At 36.4% G+C, this 12,588-nt stretch carries 13 protein-coding genes; 1 reads left to right on the top strand and 12 read right to left on the bottom strand.

Going from position 1 to position 12,588, the window contains the following annotated elements; all coding sequences use genetic code 11:
- Positions 1-102 precede the first annotated feature (102 nt).
- From Ana3638_RS26785 to Ana3638_RS12845, 5 genes are all read right to left on the bottom strand, one after another.
- A complete protein-coding gene (locus tag Ana3638_RS26785) occupies positions 103-216 on the bottom strand; it encodes a VOC family protein (protein ID WP_334297139.1) in 114 nt (37 codons plus the stop codon).
- A gap of 207 nt (positions 217-423) precedes the next feature.
- On the bottom strand, positions 424-1,050 hold the full coding sequence (locus tag Ana3638_RS12860) for a stage II sporulation protein M (protein WP_161838386.1): 627 nt from the start codon (positions 1,048-1,050) through the stop codon (positions 424-426).
- Between the two features lie 40 nt (positions 1,051-1,090).
- Complete coding sequence (locus Ana3638_RS12855) at positions 1,091-3,748, bottom strand: translation factor GTPase family protein (RefSeq protein WP_161838385.1); 2,658 nt, start codon at positions 3,746-3,748, stop codon at positions 1,091-1,093.
- Positions 3,749-3,925: 177 nt separating this feature from the next.
- Positions 3,926-4,237, bottom strand: coding sequence for a glutaredoxin family protein (locus tag Ana3638_RS12850; RefSeq protein ID WP_161838384.1), 312 nt, complete (start codon positions 4,235-4,237; stop codon positions 3,926-3,928).
- Positions 4,238-4,479: 242 nt separating this feature from the next.
- The gene (locus tag Ana3638_RS12845; protein ID WP_161838383.1) at positions 4,480-5,208 is read right to left on the bottom strand and encodes a histidine phosphatase family protein; all 729 of its coding nucleotides are present in this window, start codon (positions 5,206-5,208) and stop codon (positions 4,480-4,482) included.
- A 332-nt stretch (positions 5,209-5,540) separates the two neighbouring features.
- Here Ana3638_RS12845 and Ana3638_RS12840 point away from each other — a divergent pair, with 332 nt between their 5' ends.
- Positions 5,541-6,242: a glycosyltransferase gene (locus tag Ana3638_RS12840; protein ID WP_161838382.1), complete on the top strand. Its 702-nt coding sequence runs from the start codon at positions 5,541-5,543 to the stop codon at positions 6,240-6,242.
- 386 nt (positions 6,243-6,628) lie between these two features.
- Here Ana3638_RS12840 and Ana3638_RS12835 read toward each other — a convergent pair whose 3' ends face one another.
- From Ana3638_RS12835 to Ana3638_RS12805, 7 genes are all read right to left on the bottom strand, one after another.
- Positions 6,629-7,153, bottom strand: coding sequence for a hypothetical protein (locus Ana3638_RS12835; RefSeq protein WP_161838381.1), 525 nt, complete (start codon positions 7,151-7,153; stop codon positions 6,629-6,631).
- Positions 7,154-7,245: 92 nt separating this feature from the next.
- Positions 7,246-8,037, bottom strand: a complete 792-nt coding sequence (locus tag Ana3638_RS12830; protein WP_161838380.1) for an alpha/beta fold hydrolase — start codon at positions 8,035-8,037, stop codon at positions 7,246-7,248.
- Positions 8,030-8,860 carry a sugar phosphate isomerase/epimerase family protein gene (locus Ana3638_RS12825; RefSeq protein WP_161838379.1) on the bottom strand — a complete coding sequence of 277 codons (831 nt, stop codon included), beginning with the start codon at positions 8,858-8,860 and terminating at the stop codon, positions 8,030-8,032. Before Ana3638_RS12825 ends, Ana3638_RS12830 begins: the two co-directional genes overlap by 8 nt.
- Positions 8,861-9,949 carry a Gfo/Idh/MocA family protein gene (locus Ana3638_RS12820; protein ID WP_161838378.1) on the bottom strand — a complete coding sequence of 363 codons (1,089 nt, stop codon included), beginning with the start codon at positions 9,947-9,949 and terminating at the stop codon, positions 8,861-8,863. It lies immediately after the preceding gene.
- Positions 9,950-10,072: 123 nt separating this feature from the next.
- The gene (locus tag Ana3638_RS12815; protein ID WP_161838377.1) at positions 10,073-10,819 is read right to left on the bottom strand and encodes a DeoR/GlpR family DNA-binding transcription regulator; all 747 of its coding nucleotides are present in this window, start codon (positions 10,817-10,819) and stop codon (positions 10,073-10,075) included.
- Positions 10,820-11,048: 229 nt separating this feature from the next.
- Complete coding sequence (locus Ana3638_RS12810; RefSeq protein WP_161838376.1) at positions 11,049-11,813, bottom strand: flavodoxin family protein; 765 nt, start codon at positions 11,811-11,813, stop codon at positions 11,049-11,051.
- 50 nt (positions 11,814-11,863) lie between these two features.
- Complete coding sequence (locus Ana3638_RS12805) at positions 11,864-12,427, bottom strand: TetR/AcrR family transcriptional regulator (RefSeq protein WP_161838375.1); 564 nt, start codon at positions 12,425-12,427, stop codon at positions 11,864-11,866.
- Positions 12,428-12,588: the final 161 nt, after the last annotated feature.

Genomic DNA, 12,588 nt, shown 5'->3' with positions numbered 1-12,588 from the left:
CTTTATTTTACTAAATGTAGAGATGGAATTCAATAAATTATAATTTAAAGATATGTATACTATTCGACAGGCTTTTCTTTTACATGTATCTTTGTAAACATTTTATAAAGTATCAAAACAAAATGGATGACCGGCAGGATCAATCATTACGGTCCATAGGTCTGAGAATTGCTCCTTTGCCTTCGCAGCTCCACATGTAATTGCATATTCCACCATATAATTCATATGGTCTTTCCCATCCGAGCATTCGGATGTAAAAATCTGAAAGAGATTTTGGATCTTTACAATCCATTGTAATATTGCCTAATAAGATTTGTTCCGTCATATTACTCTACCTCCAAAATATAATTAATTCGATTAATCTTAGTAAAATAAAAACCTGCTGAATTTTAAGCAGTACCTCCTACTGCTCCACCCCAGTAATTACAGTGTATTAATAGCATTACCCTCTATAACAGCTCCAATAAACATGATAAGTAAACCTATTATCAATACCAACTTTTCTTCTTTTGTCATTTGGATATCTCTTATTTTCCGTGTAACGGTATTTTTGCCGCTGGTCAATACCGTTGAAATATGTGCAATCGCACAGGTAATAAACAACTGCCCCGTCATCTCCCAAAGACCCGCCCTGTGTATGAGATCAAAGGTCCTGATAATCCTGCCAAGGAGAGGAACAGCTTCTCTCTCCACTGAAAATGACCAAGTACCCAATACTGTGGCGTTTATGCAAATCATCGTAAAAAAGCCCAGGTATCCGATAGAAAGATAATTATCATCCAATTCTTTTTTCTGGCCAAAAAGGCTGCCAAATACAATAACTAATACCGAAATCATATTATAAAAGAATATTTGGAATATGAGAATGAAAGTATTAACGGAAGTTTCCCACTGTTGTAAGGGATTTTTGTTTTTCAATAATCCCTCAGGAAGAAAATAATAACTTAAAATCGTTACTCCAAAAAATAAGATCATAAAAAGCAGAAATGCATAAATAACACGCTCCCATACACTATCACTGCTCAGCTTTTTATGAAAATAATTCAACATACTATATACCACCTTTCTATAATAAACTGATTCATATAAGCTACTCTTTGTGCTTATCATTTTCTTCAGCAATTTTATCCATCTGCTGTTTTGCTTCCGACGACAAAGTGTCTATCAGATAATTGCGGTTTTTCCCCTTCATTTCCTGATATGCCTGATTTAAACTATTATTTGCCTCTTCAATATCCGCCTTTAAATCTCTGGCAGATAGTAAGGCACAACCTGCCCCTCGGATAATGATCTGCTGTAAACCATCCGATGTTGCAACCGTAATATCATATTTATTCCGATTGGAATGGGCAAACTTTTCAATATACTGATCCGCCGTTTGTGCCTCTTTCGTATAGACCATATGAATATTATGGTAGTCGATGATTTCCTCATTATGTCCTTCTACGCGGTACGCATCAAATACAACAATAATCTGACATTTTCGAATTCCCTGATAATTACTTAATATATCAAGTAATTTCATTCTTGCACCGTCCATATTGTCATCTATATGTTCTTTTAGCTCAGGCCAAACATGGATAATATTATATCCATCCACAAGGAGATATTTTTCTCTGGTTTCTCTCTGAATGTTTGTACGAGGGGAAGGGGCATAATAGCTGTCTCTGGCTGTTTTACGTTTTTTCCAGGTTGATTTTTTACCCTGGTTCGAATAGAAAGTTGAATTTATAATATGGTCGATCTCCTCCAAACTGATAAAGCTCTCTTCCACATATGTCTCCTTGTTTGGAGATAATACACTTGGTGAATTTTCCCTTTTTTGAAGATATCCTTCCACATGCATGTAATCCTTCACTTTATCCCAATCCACCAAAAAGCCGGAACCATGTGCACAAAAAACAGAACCTGTCGGATTGATAATATCTCTTTCCGAATCATACCCAATACCTTTGATAACTTCTTCCGCATTATGGCATGGTTCGTAACCTTTCAGACTGCAAAACAACCTGCCAAGTCCTTTCGTATACGCAATTACCTCTTTCTGGTAGTTTCTCATAGTAATAACCGCTGCACTGCCAATCAGTATTGCCATCTCACCGTTTGTCTGGGATATTTCGCAGGTACCATACATTTTTTCTATATCAGTCATAGCCCTTCCCACCATTTTCTCCGGTAATTCCAGTTGAAAACTATAATAAGGTTCCAGAAGTATGGACTTAGCTTCTTTTAATCCCTGGCGTACAGCGCGGTAAGTAGCCTCCCTGAAGTCCCCGCCTTCGGTATGCTTATTATGGGCACGTCCTGAGATTAGTGAAATTTTCATATCGGTAATCGCTGCTCCGGTTAGAACTCCTTTATGTTTTTTTTCTTCCAGATGGGTTAAGATAAGTCTCTGCCAACTTTTCGCCAATATATCTTCACTGCAATTTAAACCAAACTCCAGACCGCTTTCCGGTTCACCCGGTTCCAATAACAGATGAACCTCCGCATAGTGCCGTAATGGCTCAAAATGACCCACGCCTTCTACGGTATTGGTTATGGTCTCTTTGTATACAATTCTTCCCGAATCAAAAGCTACCTCCACACCAAACCGGGTTTTAATAAGGCTTTGCAAAATCTCTATCTGTACCTCTCCCATGATTTGTGCCTGAATTTCCTGTAGTCCCTCATCCCAGACGATATGAAGCTCCGGCTCTTCTTCTTCAATCTGACGTAATTTAGGGAGCATTTCTCTCGGATCACAACCCATCGGCAATAAGATCTGATAGGACAATACGGGTTCTAGTACAGGTGCGGCAGAAGCTTCCTCTATTCCTAAGCCCTCACCCGGCCTGGTCTTACTAAGTCCTATGACTGCACCTACCGAACCTGCCCCTAACTCATTCACCGCCTCGAATTTCGGTCCGGAATAGATTCTTAACTGATTGACTTTCTCTTCCCACATGCCATTAGTAAGGACATCTTTCACCTTAAGTTTCCCGCCTGTAATTTTCATATAAGTAAGGCGGTTTCCCTGCTCATCCCTTGCTATTTTAAATATCTTGGCCCCAAATTCATCCGGATAAGCCGGTATCATGGCATACTTTGCAATACCTTCCATGAATTGATCAACACCGTATAATTTTAAAGCCGATCCGAAATAGCATGGAAACACTTTACGGTCTCTTATCGCCATAGTAATCTGTCCGTTTTCAACCTGCCCAAACTCCAGATAAGCTTCCAGCATTCCCTCGTCACACATAGCCAGCTGGTCAAAAAAATCCTCGGTCCTAACTTGTCCAAATTCAATGCATCCGTCATCCAACTGCTGCTTTAATTCTTTTAGCAGCTTTTCTTTATCCGTCCCGTTCTGATCCATCTTATTTATGAATAAAAAAACCGGTATCTCGTACATTTCAAGGAGACGCCATAATGTTTTGGTATGTCCCTGAACACCATCGGCACCGCTTATTACTAAAATGGCATAATCCAGGACCTGCAGGGTTCTCTCCATTTCGGCTGAAAAATCCACATGCCCCGGGGTATCCAGTAGGGTCATCTGTGTATCCTCTATTTCTAACATGGCCTGTTTGGAGAAAATGGTAATTCCTCTTGACCTTTCTAAATCATAGGTATCTAAAAAGGCATCCCCCTTGTCCACCCGGCCCAATTTTCCGATTTTACCGCTTAGATAAAGCATACTTTCCGATAATGTTGTTTTACCCGCATCCACATGTGCCAGTATTCCTATCACTAATTTTTTCATAATCTATTTCAAATCCTTCGTTAATTGTCTGTTTAAAATGGAGCTGTCTTACTATAGCCTGAATTTCCTTAGACAACCCCATTGTTTTTTATTATGATACCAGTTTCATTGGAATCTGACAATTTTATCGAACTACTTTCCTGTATTTTCAATCAATGTTTTGGTATATCCTTATAATCAGCAGTTTCCTTTTCCATCAATAGAACAGTAATTCGCGGTTTTTACCGGTTTTTCCACTTCTAAAAAATCATATACATCAAATGTTTTTGTTCCATCCTCCAGAATAAAAAAAGGAATACCGATTTTGCCGTCATTTTTAATCTGGGTAAATATTTCATCATTATCACGATAGGATAAAAATTCTTTTAGGGTAACTGTATTTTTTGTGATATTCCTGTAATCCAACTGAATATCTGCAGATGTACTTAATTCAGCTTTTGCCTCAACACAATCCGGACAAATCTCCGTACCATACATAATTACTTTCATTCCGATTCAATCCTCCTTAATCCAACTAATAATCTGCCTCATATTTAGAATATGATTTAAATAGTTTATATATATTGTTTATTTAAAAACATTATAACATGAATTCTTATATTTATACAGCAGGAAAGTGGAACCCAGTTTGTTATAACAGGAACATATAACAAAAACAGGGCATAAGTACTTTGCCCTGTTTTTGTAAACTGCCATATATTTTTTAAAAAACTATTTTATCAATGTATCACTTAATCGTGCCGTTCGTCCATATTATCGTATGTTTCACAGAATCTGCCCATAAAAGAGGGTTTTTCTTCTGCTGCATTAAGATGTGAAATATCTCCAAAAGAGCTTACTCGAAAGTATGCCGTTCCTTTTCTGCGTTCCTCGGTATTTAAAATGGTCACGGATGTGGGAGCGGCAAAAAAACCATGCCACATAACCATCGGAGAGATTCCTAAAAGATGACCTAACATTACACACTCAACACCAAGGTGGCAGAATAGAATAATTGTATCATTATTGGGTCTGACTGCTCGGTATATTTGCCCCTCACGTTCATACCCATGCTCTTTTAATATATCATCAAGTCCGGAGTAAACACGTTTTGCTTCCTCTATCACGTGTCCCTCTTTCATAACCGGAACTGTGTGCCATAGGTTTTTATCATAAAATTCATCTACCTTGGTCCATTCGCCAGGAAGCCAGTCCCAGGTGATTCTTTCCTCTCCCGTTATCTCGTCCTTAATTGGTGCATGAAATTCCCTAAGCCAAGGAAGTACTCTGGCTTCCCGGTTCATCTTTTTAAGAGTAAGGGATGCGGTATCCTTTGCCCTGCCTAAAGGTGATACATAAAACTCTTTTACATTCATAGTTTTAATTCTATTGGACAGTAATTCAGCTTCTCTCCACCCTTTTTCGGTAAGGGAATCTATAGAATAATCGGGGTCTCCGTGACGGATTATAATTAGTTTCATAAATAATACCTCTAGCACTTTCTAATTTTTATCAAATTGGACCATTCTCAATTACCAATTCAGGTACCTGGTAAAACAGCATACCATACAATTTTTTTGGTATTATTATAATACAAACAATTAAAAATGTAAACGCAGCAGAGGTTTATTTTAAATTGATAGCCATCTATCATCTACCATGAGATAAAGTATCTGAAAAAATATTTAAAGAATAGATGCCTACCCTATATAATGAATCCAAATAATTTGCGCTTCTGACTTTGCATCTATTTTACCGAAGTATCATACATTGTATTAAAATAACAGTAAAATATTTATTTTCGGAGCGGCCAATGACTAATCAAGACGGCGTATCAATCATAACCTGTACTCACTTACCTGTTTATATGGATAATATATTTGACAATTATGCCAGGCAAAATTATCCTGTTAAGGAATTAATCATCATCCTTAACAGCTCCCACTTAAACCTTACCGATTGGAATAAGAAAGCGCAAGCTTATGACAATGTTAAAATTTATCAGCGGCCAGAACGTGATTCGGTTGGAACCTGCTTGAATTTTGCAGTTAAACTAACAAGCTATCCATACATTGCTAATTTTGACCATGATGATTATTATGCGTCAAACTATTTAAATGATTTTATGGACATAACACCAGTAATCGATGCGGATGTATTCGGAAAAAAAACGCACTATGTCTTTTTCGAAGACCACAAAAAGCTGGCGCTTATCCATCCGGGCAGGGAAAACAGTTATGTCGACTATATTATTAACTGTACGCTTTTTGTGAAAAAAAGTGTTTTTCAAAAAGTCCAGTTTATTGACGATAATGTTGTAGACGAACAATTTGGAGAAGATTGTACCCGACAGGGTATTAAACTCTATGCGATTAACAAATACAATTTTGCATATATCCGGCATGACGACCTCAGGCTTCATACCTACAAATTGGATAACCGCCAATTATTACAGCAATATTGCCAATTTGTTGCCCAGGTTGACGACTATAAACCTTGGGTAAACAGAATTTAAAACGAAATTAATAAGATAACATCTATTATATATAAAATCCTAAACTATGTGATAAACATTCAAGACTTCTGAGGCGCCGTCCTACTTTTTCGACAACAAAATAAATCCCAAACTTCGAAAAGTAAGGGATTTATGGTAAAATATTTGTATGCGATTACAAAAGGAATACTGCTAAGAATGAAGTTCTATATTTAGATTTATTAAAGTACTTTATTTTTAACAAACACAACTCAAGATGAAACAGATGAAAAAAAGTATTTTTAGTCAAAAAGGAAGCTGCCGCCTCACGATTTTTCAATCGTTAAAGCGACAGCCCCTTAGAATTTTTATTTTCACAGTCTTACTGATAGGGATCCTATCTATATTTATATGATTTAATTCAGTAATTATTTTGTATAGGTGTAAAAATGAGTGGCACATTCACTGTCAAAATTTACTGCCTGAATATAAAATGTATCAGCATTCTTCCCCTTAAAATCCAAGAATTGCATATCCTGAATACCAAACGGCTTGTAGCTGTAAACCCCTGTCTTCTTCAAGAGATAGAGATACTTTCCTGATATAGTATAATCATAGTCGTATTGAGTCCCTAATTCTTCCGAGTAATCAAAAGGCTTAATCAGATCGTCATATTCTGACAGATCTATAATTTTTACTACCTTACCTGAGCCGGAGTCGATAATAAAAATCAGCTGCAGGTTTTTATAAAGCCTTGCAGCTTCATTCCAACTGGCTTCATTAGTAGTAGTATCAGCGGAATCATAAGTATCTATAAATACCTTTCCATTCGTTAATATGTAGAAATTGGATAATTGGCTGTCTATTAAGTCAGAAACGCAAACTTTATATTTAACACACAGATGTTCGTCTAATTGATAAATATAATTTTTGTCTTTATTTCTTATTAACAAATACCAATTGCCTGCAATTTTCCACAAATAAACAAGGAAATAATTAAGTTTAAAATTAATCTTAAAAGTACCTCGGTATTAGAGAAAACAATCTAATATTTATTAGTACGAAGTAATTCCAGAATATACTGATTAACAGCTGCCTTATGGGCCGCCGCATCCATATCTTTATTCACAATTTCATATAATTTTGCTCCGGATATACACTTTTGATAGTATATTCCATATTCAAAGGGATGAACTAAATCATCTTGATTGGCTAATATTATTGTCGGTATATTTATTTTTGACAAGACAGAAGAATCCTCAATCGGTGATAAACCGGGTAAGATTAGAAACTTCCGGTAATTTCTTACCGAAGCCTCATCTGTAAAATATCCGCAAAAAGCCTGTGTTGTATAGCGAGAAATTCCAGAAATATAACGATACGATTTTGTTTTTTTAAAATCCGACAGGCTTCTGTTTTTTAAACAGATTGTACATTCTGCGAACAGTTCCTGAATTTTTGTTTCCATCGGTTTGTGGGTCCACGCATTCCGAATCAGAAGTAAACCACTAACCTTTTCAGGATTTGAGACCGCAATGGCTATACTGATTGCCGCCCCCATGGAAATTCCCGCCAAATAAAATTTTTCAATTTTCAGATAATTTACCAATGCTATCACATCATCAGCCAGTGTTTGAAAATTAAAGTTTTCCCAATTTACTTCACTCTCTCCATGCCCCTGTTGATCCGGCATAATAAGTTTTACCCCTTTTATTTGAACATAAATGTTTCTAATCTGCTCTATACTTCCCCCTAAACCGTGCAGAAAAATAAAAGGAATTCCTTCTCCCATAATTTCATAATGCAAACGTATATTATTATGAATAAAATCAGACATACCCCAATTTTCCTTTCAAAAACTCCAAACTTCCCGGAATTTGCTTTTCCGATAAACCATGCATGATGAACGGACCATGATATTTATATTTTCTAAGTAATTGAATATAAATATCAAAATCCAAAACTCCGTCCCCGGCTGCAACAAAATCCAATTCACTTCCATTTGTAAAATCTTTCCCATGTGCGAGCACGATGTCTTTACCCAATAATTCAAATGCTTCATTTAATACAGCTTCCATATTACATACCTGGGAAGGCAAAAAAAGATTAGCTCCGTCCATAATAATCCCTAAGTGCTTACTCTTAAAAGAATCCAGATATTCTCTGGCTTTATAGGGTGTATTGATAATATTGCTCGCTTCGGTTTCTATACCGAGAATTAGATTGCTTTTATGTGCATATGCTAAGAGTTGCTCAGTTGTTTTCATTAAATCGTCCCAGGCCTCGCTACTTAGGTTTTTCTCATCCCATTTCCATTTGCTTTGCGGGTTCTTTGAACCGGTACATAAGGTTATTATGGGAATTTCCAATACAGACGCAATTTCACTTAAAACACCAAAACGCCTGATGCCGTCTGCTCTGCTTTGGGTATCGGGATCTATCATATTAAAGGTACCGGATATGGCATCTAGTTTAATTTTATATTTTTCTGCCGTGTCTTTAACCTTTTTAATGCTAATTTCGTCTATATGATCCGGTAATGTTTCCATTCCTGCCGAGGTAAGATTAAATTGTGTATGATAAATTCCAAGAGTGTTTAGTTTTTTAAATATTGTTTCTAAATTTCCCTCAAAGGTTTTTGAAAAAATACCAATTTGCATTTAAATACCTCCTTTCATATCTTTCAAATGTGTTTTTCGTCCATTATTTTGATAAGATTCATAGGATGCAATAATTGCCCTGAGTGCTGCTATCCCGTCATCCAAATCAGCACCAGCTTGTTTTTTTCCATCTAAAATCGTTTCTGCAAAACTTTCCAATTGGCGGCGGTAAAAATGTCCGTCCGGTTCATATGGTTTTTTAATCTCTCCGGTTGTCTCATTACAACATTCAATCTCTGAGGTTCTAAGAATCCAAGGATTGTATACTTTCCCTAATACAGTACCGTTGGTACCATAAATTTGAAGACCTTCATGCCAGTCTGCACGTACTGCGATTGTTAAATCCAGATTCCCTATGGCACCATTTTCAAAATCGCAGGCAATCAGCCAGGAATATAGATTTCCTTTTATAACATGTTTTGTTTCCACACTGATTATATTTCCCATTAGGTATCTTGCAGTGTCAAATAAATGGCTCCCATGACCCAGAAGGTAGTATTTTTCCAGATCCGCTTTCGGATTTCCTGCCGGTTTTTTCATAGCCGGGCTTGAATAAATCGATGGCATAACATTATCACATACCTGATATCGGCCTGTACTGTCACAATACCATGCCTTAAAAGTGGTTACTTCGCCGATTTCTTTTTGAATGAAATTTCTGGCAAATGAAATACCGCCGTCAAAGCGTTTCATATTTCCAACCTGTACAATAAGACCTTTTTCATTGGCTATATCCCGTAGTTCCTCACATTCGGAAAGATTTACTCCTAACGGTTTTTCTACCAGTACATGTTTACCGGCCATTAACGCCATTTTTGTACATGCCGTATGAAACTGGTCACCGATACCGATGATAACTGCATCTATTTCCGTATCTTTTAACATCTTAGAAAAGTCCGTATAAACTCTTTTAGGAGAATAAACCGCTTCCATTTTAGTCAGTAAATCTTCTGCCACATCGCAAATAGCTATTAATTCCACATTTCTTGCTTTTACCGCAGCTTCAAAATGTGCCGCCTGACAGATAGTACCGCAGCCTAAAATACCGATTTTTAAACAATTACTGTCTTTTTTAATATTTACTTTCATAATGGTCACCTCACCTTTTGAAACCATTTTAGCATTTGTACGTATTAAATTAACCACAATATTATGCTGTATTTTGCATGTTTAAATGAAAAGCCAAATAAAGCACGCATATAAAATGCGTGCTTAGATGATTTTATTTTTGTATTTCCTGTTTAGTTTTTCATTAACCGGATTCTCACAAATTATCTTACTGATTTCATTAATGGAACAAATTCTGTAATTTGCTGTTTTTTCCAGTTTATCCACTGCGCACATAGCAATTACTTCATCACTGTTTTCGATTAACAACTGTTTCACTCCAGCCTCAGCTTCATAGGGTGCCGGAACGCTGATACCGTTTTTCGAATCCACCGCATATACTCCGATATAACATTGGTCAAAATGAAAGTTCAGCAATTGTTTGACAGCCAAATCTCCAACGGTTGTCTGCGACCCTTTATCACATCTTCCCCCAATAAAAATAACCTCAATATTCGGCCTTTTCCTAAGTTCATCAGCTACCGGGAAACTGTTAGTTACCACTCGAAGTGAAATGGAAAGGGGCAGAAGCGATGCCAAAATGAGATTCGTGCTTCCTCCATCGATTGCAATCATACTATCTTTTTTGATTAATTCAAGTGCTTTTTTGGCAATGATATACTTTTCATTTTTCCGGATGTGATTCCGGGTGTCAATGCCCGGAACAGGTACCTTATAAGGAATGGCTCCTCCAAATACACGTTTTAAAACTCCCTGGCTCTCTAGTTCACTTAGGTCCCTTCGAATCGTATCCTTGGATATTTCAAACTGTTTAGAAAGATCATTAACAACAACCCTTCCATATTTATAGAGCTCATTTAATATGTACTGCTGCCTCTCCTCTTTTAACAACTCCATCACCTCCCGAATCACCTTTTTTCTTAAATCGTATTCAAGTCACCCAATGCCCTTATAGTCGTTACTCCAGAATTAAGTGCTGACAGGGCATGATTTTTTATCATGCCATTAAGTACCTTTCGCCCGATTCTTGTTCTTAATATGCCGACAAGCTTCTCCTGTGATTTTCCTGCGCTGATAGCTTTCATTGGTTTGCCGGTACCGAATAGATGCTCATTAGCATTTATGCTATTAAGCCAGAAATAATAGATACAATTAGCTTATTTAGTATTCCTGCTTGTACTTTATAATAATAATTCTCAGATTTCTCAAGCCAGCCTTTTTCTTTCCAGTAGTTAAAATCAGCTAAGTTTTGCGGTGCTTTTGAAAATACTTTTTGTTGCATTCTAAATGTCAAAAGTTTTACCAGTGATGGTTTTACAGGGTTTGGGTTAATTATTTTTTTGTAAAATACCTCTGTTTTTCTTATTAATTTACCCGTTTCTATTTGCAGCTTCTTCTCATCTTTTTCATGAGGCGGGGCAAAGGTTATTCCTGCTTTTGCACAGATTATAAATCCCATTGAACCTAACATAAATGATAAAATATTAGCTACAAACCCCAGTCCGACTGCTCCTGTTGTTATAACTACCATCGCTTTCTTCCCATGAAATTCCGGCCGGTGGCAGCGGTAAGCAAATCGGTCAAGAAAATTCTTCATTATCCAGGATACGTTGTATGTATATACCGGTGATGCAAATATTACTGCATCCGCTTGCTTCATCTTTCTTTCCAGGCTTTCTCTGGCATCTTTTAACGGACACTTATCTTCTCCTTTCTCGATGCATAAATAACACCCCCTGCACAGTTCAAGCTTTGTACGGCTTAGTTGAACATATTCAAATTCGATTTCTTCATTTTTTTTATACAATTCTTTTTCTATCTGGCAAACCGTCTTATACGTATTTCCATCCACTTTAGGACTACCGATTACTGCAAGGATATTCAAAGTACAAACCTCCTTCTCTCCCGAACATTTTTCATTTTCTTTCCTCCGCTTTACCTTATCAGATTATCCACAATTGAAGTTATCAGTTTATCTCTTTCTTCTTTTATTTCAATATTTATACCCGTCAGCATGTGAAAGGCTTCCTGTCTTAAATAGATACTTTGCATCGTAACTATTAATTGAAATGCAATCACACGTAATTCCGTATCTGATTTACTTGTATTATATACTTTACTTAATGCCGGAATCAGATAAAGACATATGTTAAAATTACCTTTTAATAAGTCATACTCGATAGAGAATTTATTAAGTCTGCTGTTTTTCATTGCCAGATCAGACATGGAAATAAGCATTTCTTTTATATATTTAACCGGATCGCTCAAATCACCACCCAGTTTTTCCATCACTTCCGCTATGGACTCCATCTTAATAGATACAGCTTCTTTAATCAGTTTATCTCTCGATTCATAGTAATAATTAATGAGCCCAATTCCAATTCCCGCAGATTCTGCTATTTTTCGAACAGTAATATCATCCGGATTTTCATTAGAATTAAGAAGGTGCATGGTAGCTTCCATTATTTTTTTCTTTGTTTCCTTTTTCTTTAAACCCATTTGCACCATCCTTTTTATATAATTGAACAATTATTGAACATGTTCAATTATACAAAATTTGGTATCTCTTGTCAATTTTTTTATATAAATTCATTTAATTAGCTCTAAATTTCTTTCATGTTATCTAATATAGAAATGGGGCTGCCGCACTAAATGCGGTG

Origin of the sequence: Anaerocolumna sedimenticola (assembly GCF_009931695.1) — a bacterium.
Classification (GTDB): Bacteria; Bacillota; Clostridia; order Lachnospirales; family Lachnospiraceae; genus Anaerocolumna; species Anaerocolumna sedimenticola.
This window is presented reverse-complemented; position numbering and strand designations above follow the sequence as displayed.

Excerpts from the sequence above, each read along its gene's own strand:
- Ana3638_RS12850 (WP_161838384.1), bottom strand. The coding sequence starts at position 4,237 with ATGAAAGTAATTATGTATGGTACGGAGATTTGTCCGGATTGTGTTGAG.
- Ana3638_RS12825 (WP_161838379.1), bottom strand. The coding sequence starts at position 8,860 with ATGCAAATTGGTATTTTTTCAAAAACCTTTGAGGGAAATTTAGAAACA.
- Ana3638_RS12840 (WP_161838382.1), top strand. The coding sequence starts at position 5,541 with ATGACTAATCAAGACGGCGTATCAATCATAACCTGTACTCACTTACCT.
- Ana3638_RS12855 (WP_161838385.1), bottom strand. The coding sequence starts at position 3,748 with ATGAAAAAATTAGTGATAGGAATACTGGCACATGTGGATGCGGGTAAA.
- Ana3638_RS26785 (WP_334297139.1), bottom strand. The coding sequence starts at position 216 with ATGGTGGAATATGCAATTACATGTGGAGCTGCGAAGGCAAAGGAGCAA.
- Ana3638_RS12820 (WP_161838378.1), bottom strand. The coding sequence starts at position 9,949 with ATGAAAGTAAATATTAAAAAAGACAGTAATTGTTTAAAAATCGGTATT.
- Ana3638_RS12860 (WP_161838386.1), bottom strand. The coding sequence starts at position 1,050 with ATGTTGAATTATTTTCATAAAAAGCTGAGCAGTGATAGTGTATGGGAG.
- Ana3638_RS12845 (WP_161838383.1), bottom strand. The coding sequence starts at position 5,208 with ATGAAACTAATTATAATCCGTCACGGAGACCCCGATTATTCTATAGAT.
- Ana3638_RS12830 (WP_161838380.1), bottom strand. The coding sequence starts at position 8,037 with ATGTCTGATTTTATTCATAATAATATACGTTTGCATTATGAAATTATG.
- Ana3638_RS12805 (WP_161838375.1), bottom strand. The coding sequence starts at position 12,427 with ATGGGTTTAAAGAAAAAGGAAACAAAGAAAAAAATAATGGAAGCTACC.